Source organism: Peribacillus sp. P4_B1, from assembly GCF_056402395.1.
Genome location: NZ_JBFUHM010000097.1, coordinates 1 through 7,072 on the forward strand (window position 1 = coordinate 1; position 7,072 = coordinate 7,072).

Consider the following 7,072-nt stretch of genomic DNA (forward strand, 5'->3'; position numbering starts at 1 on the left):
GGCCGTTCACTTAGTATGAAAGGTTGTCCATATGATAACGCCGTCGCGGAAGCGACCTTTAAAATCATTAAGACTGAGTTCGCCAATCAAAAAAAGTTTACGAACTTATCCCAGCTAACGCTCGAATTTGGAGACTATGTGAACTGGTTTAATAAGCTAAGAATTCATGGAACTCTTGGCTACTTAAGTCCTCTAGAATATAAAAAATTATCCCTTAAAAAAGTTGTTTGATTTAGTGTTGACAATCCATGGTTTTATTGTATGCTGGTGTATTATTTAAGATTGGGCAAATTTAAACCAAAAAATATAGGCGGTGGTGGAACTCGTGGTGTTAATCCACAGCTTAATTAAAGATTCAAGACTGCTGCTATAAGATGACTTCGGCAATGTAATCCTTGGTCATCTTTTTTTAAGCTCCGATTAATTATTTCCTTATAAAAGTCCTTAATTACCGTAGCATCATGAAAGGCATTATGTTTCACTCCATCTATTCCAGCAAACTCTTCACGATTAATATCAGTATCAATTCCCTTTACCTTAAAAAAGGTACAAATACCAAATCAATCCCTTCACTAATGAGAAGGTATTTTCCTTACAGGTGTGAGATACTTTACGGTTTCAATTTCACCTTCCTTCACTTCTTTTACCAATTCGATCATGTTACGTTTTAAATTTGCGATTTCAAAACATCCCTTCATTTTTTAAGTTAGTTTTTGATAAACATTAATGTTGTTTTTGAACAAATAAAAAGAAACCACTTATTATTGTGGTCTTCTTTAGTGCAACCTATGGAACTAAGCACCCGATATGAAGAAGGTTTTTAACCCCCCCTTTTTTTTCCAATTTCTTCAATCATTAATTTCGGATAACTCTATAGGTCAAAGCTTTCTGAGTCTACATCAGAATTGATTTGTAAAACAGCAAACCGCCTATATTTAGTAGAGATAAGCTCTTTAAAAACTAAAATACATAAACTATGAAGAATAAATAATTAGCCTCACAATACTTGGCAACAGTGGCACCAAATGTTCCAAATAGAGCGTGGTAAATTAGGTGAAATCTCGAGGTGAATCAAAACAAAAGGGAAAAAGAAAGAACCAAAAGATAAAATACTAGCCTTAAAGGCTAAAAGGTTGCCATCAAGGCAACTATGTCCAAGCTAGCTTATTCCTTTTCTAAATAGTATTAAAAAAAGGAGATGAGAAAGTGAGTAAAAGTAAGGATAGCTCTTCACGCAAGGATGAAGTGAAAGTGAGTAAAAATGAGCATAGCTCTTTACGCAAAGATGAAGCAAAAATAGGATCGGCACACCAAGAGTGTATTGACCGTGCTTATCGTATTCCCATATTTTTAAGTACGACAACTCATTTAAATGATAACCAACAACAGTTTCTAAACCGTCTAATTTTTGAGATTGAGAATGCTTTGCTTTTTCCACGTACATTACCTTTAAGCGAAAGTTATCCCGAATCCATTTTAACCGATATTCGTCGGTTAGTTTCATCAAGCTATGGAATGTTGGCAGTAAACCTCCGTCGTTTTCAAATTAAGACAGTTGGCGTCAATGAGGGACCTCTTCCACCATCCACTCCGTTCTGGGAAGGATCAGTTTATTCACAAGTAGAACCTTCAATGGCTTTTCAATTTGGTCTACCCTTATTATTAGTAAGGGAAGAAGATACTGACGCAAATAATGGAATTTGGGCAGGAGGAATTGCCCCACTCAACCTATTTATAGTTTGGCATTCTGAAACTCAAACTGTAGATCAATTCTTTAGCACTCCTGAATGGAGATCAGCCTTTGCAAATTGGAGTGCACAAGTAAGAAATGCTTTTTATATTCAGACAGAGCCTAAGTTCAAGTACAGTTGTGAATGATAATCTGATACTTTTGCATCAAGTCGAAAATATACAAGGTTTTGTTCACCTTTATATATTTTCGACTTATTCACATAAAAAACAAATATTTTCATTTGGTTACCAATTACTAAAATTGAACCCAAAAACAAAAAGATTTACTTCATTAAAAAAACAGCCTTTAATGAAAGTAATTCACCAGTTGAAAGAAGTGTCAAGGACAGTGAATATTCAGGCAGGTGTTCCAGTAGGGACTGGTAAAGACGGGAAAATCGTTGAAGCTCTTCAGTTAGCTTAGAAGATGACATAACATATCACCCTACCGAAGATAATGACTTTAATCCTCAATTTAGTGGTCAACGAGCATATGGGAACCGATATTAAAGACGATAAAATTGTTATCCTTACACTTTCCGGTAGTGAAAACCTCACTGCTAAGATGACAGCCAATGGATTATTAGAAGATAGCAATCAAGTATTTCAAAGTTTGTTTGAAAATGCAGACGTAGAAGAAGCTGCTCTATTTTGGCAACTCCCTATTACGGATTCAATAGGAAACACATCAGATAAAAATGTCTAAAAATTACACTAACTCGAAATTCATTTGAAGATATAAACTGGGAAGATTTCGATTATCATAATTATGAGTTTGTTACAGATGATTATATTGAAATGGTCCAGTTTCCAAAATAGTATTAACTTCTTCAAAATATATCTCAGAATGTAGGAATAAAACTATGAACATTATAATAAAAGTTTACTTACATACCAAAGAAACTAATTTCTTAAAGAGTTGAAGTTTCTCAATTCTAAATTCAGATTTCAAGAAAGAAGCTGATTGGACATCCACAGTTGCTGCATATGTGTATGGATACAGCAGATTAATAGGGAAATGGGTTCTAGTATGGATTTCCGTATAAAACCAAGTGATTTTTAACGAAGACAATGACATTACTGAGTTGGTTAAGAAGGTAGACCTAATTAAAACAAAAAACAGGCCCCTCTCACACGAGAAGGGCTTTGAGCTTAAAAAGGGATTAACACCATAATATGATAGTATCCATTCAATTACTTTTTAGTCTCCTTTTACTTTTAGAAGGGGTCGCACCATGGGTAGCAACAACAAAACGTGAATATCATACGTTTTCAAGACCTAAATTATAAAATCCCTTAAAAATAAAGAATAGTTTCTAATTAGCTAAAATTTTATCTATAAACATTTTAACGGAGATTTATCCCGATCAAAAAAAGAATTATAATATGAATAGGATAAAAGAAATAAAAGAAATATTTTAATCCAGTACCTTTTTTCCCATTGTAGAGTACTAATAGTGGTAGTGCAGAAATCATCATCCATTGGTAATCACTAAACGGAAATAAATGATTTATAATACCGTCCTTGACTACTCCCCATTTAGCGTAAGCAGTAAAGATAATCAAGTGAAAAATGATATATACAATAGTAATTCCCACTTTACTTCTACACAAATAAAGTAGAATACCCAGCAATACAAAGAAAATACCACCCTCAACAAAGAATATATTTCCTAATATTGCTCCATAAAATAAATGGTCTGCTTGAAAATTAATCACTATAATCTCTGAAAAGAGCACACATAAGATAGTACTAATCAGTTGCCATAAAATAAAGTACACATATAGTTTTACCTGCCTTTTATCCAATAAATAAATTACTAGAACAATTACAAATAAAGTTGCAAAGAAATTGTTTGTAATAATGACCCCTGTATGGCTATAGGCAATGTTAATTCCTAAATTAATAAAGGCCATACCAACTCCTGAAAAATACAAACGTAACATGTATTTCTTTCTGTTAGATGTATGTTTGTATCCTAAAACAACACAATATATGAAAATTGGGATAGCCAACCTCCCAATCCATCTAAAATATTCTGGAGTATCAGGGATGAATTGCCCGGTATGATCAATAAACATAGAAACTAATGCAATTAGTTTAAGTAGTGTAGTAGTCATTTGAATACTCCCCATTTTTGTAAAAAGACTAAAAGCATCAATAAAAATCACTTCTAGTCTTTCAGGTTTTTATAATATGTATTTATTCTACATATCCGCTAAAATTACTTGGAGCTACAAATTTAATGTAGTATAGTCCACTTTTATCTAAACCAGATGGAAATGCAGTTAATGTCTCTCCAGATTTCAAAGTTTCAGAATATACAGCGAAAATACTTGTGTTTTTATATACTTTTAAGGCTAAAGTCGCAGAATGGTTATTCTTTACAGAAAGTTTAACTTGAGATTTCCCTGTAAAATACTTATTTGTGTATAAATTTGATCCTTGAGCAGAACCGGAAAATGTCATTCTTCCGCTCTTTACTAAATTATGAGAGGAAGATGGAGTACTAGTTCCAAAAACAGTAATTCCCCCGCCTTCATTAACAGGTGTTACACCAATACTTTCTCCTTCTTCCGCAAACGCAACAGTACTACTAAACATTAAAACTACTAACAGAATTGATAAGAAACCTAGTTTTGAAATTTTCTTCATTTCAAAAACCCCCTATTTTCATTTTAGCAATGAAACCTAAATCACCCTATTTTTCCTATTTTTTTAAGTTATTTAAATATAATACAATTAACTTGCAATTTCTTTTCTATTAAATAGGTACTCTCCTAGAAAATTGGAACAGCATCTTAATTTTCTGCTGTTTTAACCTCTGGCTTAACTGTATATGTGTAATCTTCACCCGTATATCTTCCTTTTTTATCAATTGGTCTTACAGTTACCGAATATTCTGTACCGAGTTCTGCTTCATAAGTACCTTTGCCGATTAAGTTTATCGTATTATCTGAGTTTACGAATAAATTTGGAAGTTCCTCGAAATTTTTTGCATACTTAACCATACTAGCTATAGAGCCGCTATGTACATAAGCTTTACCAACCTTTTCACCAGGTAAAGGGTCATAACAATGATTCCAACCTGCAACATTTCCTGACATTTTAGTTAAGAGATTGACTTTTCCTGTAGCCTTACTTCTATTTAACATTACAATTACTTCAACAGAAGAATGGGGTTTAACTGGAATCGTTTGTGAAGGAATTGAATAAGTCTTACTATCTGTTTTTGTTTCACTACCCGTAGTAGAAAAATTATATTCTAGAGAGACTTCTTGCGATAATTCCCCTATTGGTAAAGATATCTTTCCAGTTGTTTTCTCTCCAATTTTAAATCCATGTGTAGTAGAAGTAGTAACAGAATCTGTAATCGTTCTTGAGAAACTATCTGTTTTTAAATCTATTTTTTCATCAAGTTCGTTGTTTAAAGTTGCGTGTCCTACAAATACATCTCCTACATCAGTAAAGTTAGGTGGACCGTCTGGGGATACTGCATTACTATGAAACTCATATCCTTCATAAAATAAGTAGCATCGCCGACCGAATATGAATATTTTCGCTGACTATCTAAATGCTTTCCATAAACTAGTTCAGCTTCAGTCAAAGGGGTTTTCCAGTCTTGTATTGCTTTTGCTTCACCCATAAATTTTTCATTAGTTGAATTTTGTTGAATTTTAACAGGCTGAGCAGCACCTGTTAATTCTGGAGAGRCTGTCGCAAATGTCGCTCCAATAGATGCGATTGTACTAAGAGCTAAAATTTTTCTTCCTAATTTTTTTTTATTACTTTTCATATGACCAACACTTGCTTTAAATGGTTTTTTTGACTCTATAAAACATACTTTCTATAAAATGTATTCGCAAATATTGTATCGGAAATTTTGATGTATTATTTAGTTGGTTTTATGAGATTATACTGATAATTTGATATTCTTTAAAATTTTCCGATATCCTTTACATCCTTTTTTAAGGGGCCTGTCCCAAAGCTGTAATTAAGCAATTGAAGAAATAGTGAAAGGCAGAAAACGTTGATTTAACAACATTTCTGCCTCTTCAATTTTGCTTTATTTTTACTTTAAAAAGGACATATGAGACTCAACCCCTTTTACTTATTTCACACGTAATTTTTGGCCGATATATTTTATCGATATTTGTTAAAATATTCCAAGTTTTAATTTGAGATGCGGAGCTTCCATATTTTGTAGCTAAAGCTGATACGGTATCGCCACCTTTAACAGTGTAATATTTTTTAGTACCATTTGTTGTTGAAGTGGTAGCTGATCCAGTGACTTTAAGTTTCAGACCGATATTAATTTTGTCCGGTTTTTTAATTCTGCTAAGACTAACAAGAGATTTTACGGTTGTATTATAATTTTTTGCAATCAAGCTAAGTGTGTCGCCTTTATTCACAGTATAAGTTGTTGATGTTCGCGTTCCCATGGGTGAACTTGTGTGCGGAACATATCTTCGACTTTCGTTTTTTTTCAAAAAGATACATAAAGGCTTATTTAACAAGGTTTTCTATAACCTGTATACACATTCCTTTTAGGTTATTTCACCTTTTTATTTTTATTTGGTGGTCAGAATGTGGTCATTTTTTCATTGAAATACATTCATTCTTTTTCATCTATAAGGGAAAATCAGTACAACTTGTAGACCTCGGCATGATCCGCCAAGTACCCATGAAAAGAAAAAAAGATACTCCGAAAATCCTTTAAAACAAGCAAATTTTGTTGCTCATTGGGTTCCAGGTCCATTTAATAATCTAGTAAGTTCATTCTACGAAAAAGCTGAAACTATACAGGAATTTTGGAAGGTAATTAAACAGTGTAATAGAGTGGTTGATTATTCCACTAACAAAAGAGCATTCACAAGGGCACAGGAAATAGAAATCGGCACCAAAGCATTCAAGGAATTTGTGATGAAGGTGAAAAGCGGAGTGAATATGCGTAAAGGACCATTTGCTTACTTCAACGGTATTGTGAATAAGCTTATGAACGATCTTTACTTTGATGCTGATTTTATGGACAATCTTAATTAATCGCAGATAAGGTTTTACCTGGCCATGGATCTTACAATTTTATTTTCTTGTTGTACTATCGGGGCAGTTAAGTTTAATTAAGGTTCTATTTAAAAAGGAACCGCGATTGACGATTCCTAAGAGTATTATTTATTTGCTGCGTTAATGGTACTAAGTGAATTGTTAAGTGCTGTTTTACACTTGTTTACATCAGGGTTCGATGAACGAACTGCTGCTAATACAACATCAATTGTTCCATCAATTTTTGTCCATGTAGCGCCATCGATTTTTCGAAGCTTAGGTTCCTGTGTGTCCCAT

9 protein-coding genes and 1 pseudogene are annotated in these 7,072 nt (G+C 33.1%); 5 read left to right on the forward strand and 5 right to left on the reverse strand.

What is annotated here, in order from left to right; all coding sequences use genetic code 11:
- The 4 genes from AC1DVK_RS25950 to AC1DVK_RS25965 all read left to right on the forward strand — a co-directional run.
- On the forward strand, positions 1 to 231 hold a 231-nt coding region (locus tag AC1DVK_RS25950), incomplete at its 5' end, for an IS3 family transposase (protein WP_477627728.1).
- 1,020 nt (positions 232 to 1,251) lie between these two features.
- Positions 1,252 to 1,878, forward strand: a complete 627-nt coding sequence (locus tag AC1DVK_RS25955) for a hypothetical protein (RefSeq protein WP_061466032.1) — start codon at positions 1,252 to 1,254, stop codon at positions 1,876 to 1,878.
- Positions 1,871 to 2,155 (forward strand): hypothetical protein, encoded by a 285-nt coding sequence (locus AC1DVK_RS25960; protein WP_477627729.1) that lies wholly within the window; start codon positions 1,871 to 1,873, stop codon positions 2,153 to 2,155. The genes AC1DVK_RS25955 and AC1DVK_RS25960 overlap by 8 nt, the downstream gene beginning before the upstream one ends.
- A gap of 69 nt (positions 2,156 to 2,224) precedes the next feature.
- The gene (locus AC1DVK_RS25965) at positions 2,225 to 2,437 is read left to right on the forward strand and encodes a hypothetical protein (protein ID WP_089365020.1); all 213 of its coding nucleotides are present in this window, start codon (positions 2,225 to 2,227) and stop codon (positions 2,435 to 2,437) included.
- A 641-nt stretch (positions 2,438 to 3,078) separates the two neighbouring features.
- Here the strand turns inward: AC1DVK_RS25965 and AC1DVK_RS25970 are convergent.
- The 5 genes from AC1DVK_RS25970 to AC1DVK_RS25990 all read right to left on the reverse strand — a co-directional run bounded on the left by AC1DVK_RS25970 (position 3,079) and on the right by AC1DVK_RS25990 (position 6,174).
- A complete protein-coding gene (locus AC1DVK_RS25970) occupies positions 3,079 to 3,852 on the reverse strand; it encodes a TraX family protein (RefSeq protein ID WP_289320631.1) in 774 nt (257 codons plus the stop codon).
- 82 nt (positions 3,853 to 3,934) lie between these two features.
- Positions 3,935 to 4,387, reverse strand: coding sequence for a hypothetical protein (locus AC1DVK_RS25975; RefSeq protein WP_061462537.1), 453 nt, complete (start codon positions 4,385 to 4,387; stop codon positions 3,935 to 3,937).
- A gap of 146 nt (positions 4,388 to 4,533) precedes the next feature.
- Positions 4,534 to 5,289 carry an ETX/MTX2 family pore-forming toxin gene (locus AC1DVK_RS25980; RefSeq protein ID WP_477627732.1) on the reverse strand — a complete coding sequence of 252 codons (756 nt, stop codon included), beginning with the start codon at positions 5,287 to 5,289 and terminating at the stop codon, positions 4,534 to 4,536.
- Complete coding sequence (locus tag AC1DVK_RS25985; protein ID WP_477627730.1) at positions 5,190 to 5,528, reverse strand: hypothetical protein; 339 nt, start codon at positions 5,526 to 5,528, stop codon at positions 5,190 to 5,192. The genes AC1DVK_RS25980 and AC1DVK_RS25985 overlap by 100 nt, the downstream gene beginning before the upstream one ends.
- 301 nt (positions 5,529 to 5,829) lie before the next feature.
- Positions 5,830 to 6,174, reverse strand: coding sequence for a LysM peptidoglycan-binding domain-containing protein (locus AC1DVK_RS25990; RefSeq protein ID WP_477627731.1), 345 nt, complete (start codon positions 6,172 to 6,174; stop codon positions 5,830 to 5,832).
- Between the two features lie 265 nt (positions 6,175 to 6,439).
- Here AC1DVK_RS25990 and AC1DVK_RS25995 point away from each other — a divergent pair.
- Positions 6,440 to 6,775: pseudogene (locus tag AC1DVK_RS25995) on the forward strand (helix-turn-helix domain-containing protein); the annotation flags it as partial.
- Between the last annotated feature and the right edge of the window lie 297 nt (positions 6,776 to 7,072).

Excerpts from the sequence above, each read along its gene's own strand:
- AC1DVK_RS25965 (WP_089365020.1), top strand. The coding sequence starts at position 2,225 with ATGGGAACCGATATTAAAGACGATAAAATTGTTATCCTTACACTTTCC.
- AC1DVK_RS25970 (WP_289320631.1), bottom strand. The coding sequence starts at position 3,852 with ATGACTACTACACTACTTAAACTAATTGCATTAGTTTCTATGTTTATT.
- AC1DVK_RS25975 (WP_061462537.1), bottom strand. The coding sequence starts at position 4,387 with ATGAAGAAAATTTCAAAACTAGGTTTCTTATCAATTCTGTTAGTAGTT.
- AC1DVK_RS25990 (WP_477627731.1), bottom strand. The coding sequence starts at position 6,174 with ATGGGAACGCGAACATCAACAACTTATACTGTGAATAAAGGCGACACA.